At 76.1% G+C, this 2,627-nt stretch carries 2 protein-coding genes and 1 pseudogene; all 3 read left to right on the top strand.

Annotated elements, in window-relative coordinates:
- Positions 1-74: 74 nt before the first annotated feature.
- Positions 75-893: a sugar phosphate isomerase/epimerase family protein gene (locus AB0C69_RS40960; protein WP_360362020.1), complete on the top strand. Its 819-nt coding sequence runs from the start codon at positions 75-77 to the stop codon at positions 891-893.
- The gene (locus AB0C69_RS40965; RefSeq protein ID WP_360362023.1) at positions 890-2,209 is read left to right on the top strand and encodes a hypothetical protein; all 1,320 of its coding nucleotides are present in this window, start codon (positions 890-892) and stop codon (positions 2,207-2,209) included. Before AB0C69_RS40960 ends, AB0C69_RS40965 begins: the two co-directional genes overlap by 4 nt.
- A gap of 85 nt (positions 2,210-2,294) precedes the next feature.
- A pseudogene (locus AB0C69_RS40970) lies at positions 2,295-2,627 on the top strand (hypothetical protein); the annotation flags it as partial.

A 2,627-nucleotide genomic window follows, 5' to 3' on the forward strand; every position in this document is an offset into this window, starting at 1 on the left:
GCTCGACCAGCTCGGCGCGCACCGGATGCGCGCCTGGCTGACCGTCCAGGGAGCCGCGTGATGGGGGCGGGCGCGTGAAGAGGTTCAGCCTGAACCAGTGGACGACCAGGCACTGGCCCCTGGAGGAGCTGGCCGCCGGCTGCGCGTCCGCCGGGGTGACGGGTGTCGGGCTGTGGCGCGAGCCCGTCGCCGAGTACGGCCTGGCCCGCACCGGCGCGCTCATGCGCGACCACGGGCTGGCGGTCACGTCCCTGTGCCGGGGCGGCTTCTTCCAGGAGCCGGACGCGCTGGAGAACAACCGCCGCGCCGTCGAGGAGGCGGCCGAGCTGGGCGCGCCCTCCCTGTGCCTGGTCAGCGGCGGCCTTCCGGACGGGTCCCGCGACCTGGACGGGGCGCGCTCGCGCGTCGCCGACGTCCTGGCCGAGCTCGCGCCCTACGCGGGCGAGCACGGCGTCCAGCTCGCGATCGAGCCGCTGCACCCGATGTTCTGCTCGGACCGCTGCGTCGTCTCCACCCTGGGGCAGGCGCTCGACCTCGCGGCGCCCTTCCCGTCCTCCCAGGTGGGCGTCATGGTCGACACCTATCACCTGTGGTGGGACCCGGCGGTGTGGGACGGCATCGCCCGCGCGGGCGCCGAGGGCCGGATCTCGCTGTTCCAGGTCGCCGACTGGGTGACGCCGCTGCCCGAGGGCGTCCTCACCGGGCGCGGCATGCTCGGTGACGGGCGCATCGAGCTGCGCCGCTTCCGCGAGACGGTGGACGCCACCGGCTACACCGGCCCGATCGAGGTGGAGATCTTCAACGACGCGCTGTGGGCCATGCCGGGCCCCGAGGCCCTCGCCCTGACGATGGCGCGTTACGAGGAACACGTCCTCGAGGAAGACGGGGCGTGACGTCCGCTCCGGCGCGCCCGCGCGCGTCCGGCCCCGGCGGGGGGCGGACGTGGCGGGCGGCGGCCGGGGCGTGGCTCGGGATCGGGACGGCGCCGGGCGCGCTCGTCCTCGGGGCGCAGGTCGGCGGGCGGCACGGCGGCGCGCTGCCCGTCCCGGTCCTGGTGGTCGGCGGGGCGGTCATGGCCGCGCTGCTCGCCGCGCAGGGACGTCTCGGCCTGCGGGAGCCGGCCGGCGAGAACGCCGCCATGGCCGACCTCGCGCCCCGCTACCTCCCCCCGGTCGCCGAGCGCGCCTTCACCGTCCTGCTCGCGGTCGCGATGGTCGGCTGGTTCGGGTTCAACGTCGGCCTCGGCGGGGCGGCCGCCGCGGCGCTCGGCGGAGTCCCGGACGCGGCCGGGGTCGCGGCGCTGACCGTCCCGACGGTCGCGGTGCTGGTGGCGGGCGGTGGGCGGTGGAACGCGGTCGCGGTCGCCACCACCCTCACCGCGGTCGCGCTGATCGGCATCGTCGCGGTGAGGCTCGCGCCGCCCGCGTCGCCGGTCTCGCTCTCCCGCGACGGGCCGCCGGGCGTCCTCGCCGCGGACCTCGCCGGGTACATCGGATACGTGTCGGTGTTCGCCGTGCGGGCCCCCGACTTCACCGTCGGACTGCGCGGCCGCCGCGACCTCGCGGCCTGCGTCGCGCTGCTGGTCGTCCCCGCCCTGGCGGCCTCCGTCGTCGGGGCCGGGGTAGCGGCGGCCAGCGGCTCCACCGACGTGGTCGCGGTCCTCGCCGGGCCCGGCGGGCTGCCGGCCGCGAACCTGTTCGTCGCCGCGTCGGTCATCGCCCCGACCCTCGCCGCCGTCCACTCCGGCGCCCTCGCCGTCGACCGCTTCCTCCCCCGCCCCACCGTCCCGCGAGAGGATGCGGGTTCGGGGGACGGGAGGACGCTCGGCCGGTTCCGGCCGCGGGTGGAGGGGCGGCGGGTCGCGGCGGTGCTGGCGATCGCGGTGCCCGGGGCCGTGCTCGCGGCGCTGCGGGTCGACCGGATGCTGCTCGAATGGCTGACGGTGCTCGCGGCGGCGCTGCCTGCGCTCGTTCCGCCGATGGCGGCGGAGTTCGGGCGGAGGCGGCGCGGGCGCGCGGGACGGCCCGTGGCGACGTGGATCTGGGCGCCCGGTGCGGCGGTGGCCGTGGGGCTGACCCTGGCCGGGCACGCGGCCGCCGCCCCCGTCGGTCTCGTCGTCTCCACGGCCGCGACGCTGGTCCACGCGTGGTTCCCCCGGAGCGGTCGCGACGAGATGACCACATCCGGCTCGTCCGAAATTCGTCCTTGACGTCGGCCGAGCCCAGTCGTACCTTCTGGAAAGCGCTTCCAGAAAGCGCTTTCCTGCCACCGATCCCCACCCTAGGACGGCTGGAATGCGAAGTAAGCTCACCTGGTGTCTCCTCGCGATCGCGGCGCTGATGCTGCCGCTGCTCAGCGTGCCGCCCGCGGCGCTGGCCCGGGACGACGCCCCGATCCTCGACCCGATCCCCGAAGACCCCGCACCGTCCGGCCTCGGCCTCGTCCTCCAGGAGGTCGCGCAGCTGCCGAAGTCGACCCCGACGGGCACCCCCACCGACCCGCGGCTGCTGCGGTGGAACCGCATCAACTACGTCGGCGAGGTCCCCGACAACTCGGGGCGCCTGTACGTGCCGGACCTGAACGGCAACCTGTACATGCTCGACAAGAAGACCCGCACCCCCCACGTC

Source organism: Actinomadura sp. NPDC048032, from assembly GCF_040653175.1.
GTDB lineage: Bacteria > Actinomycetota > Actinomycetes > Streptosporangiales > Streptosporangiaceae > Spirillospora > Spirillospora verrucosospora.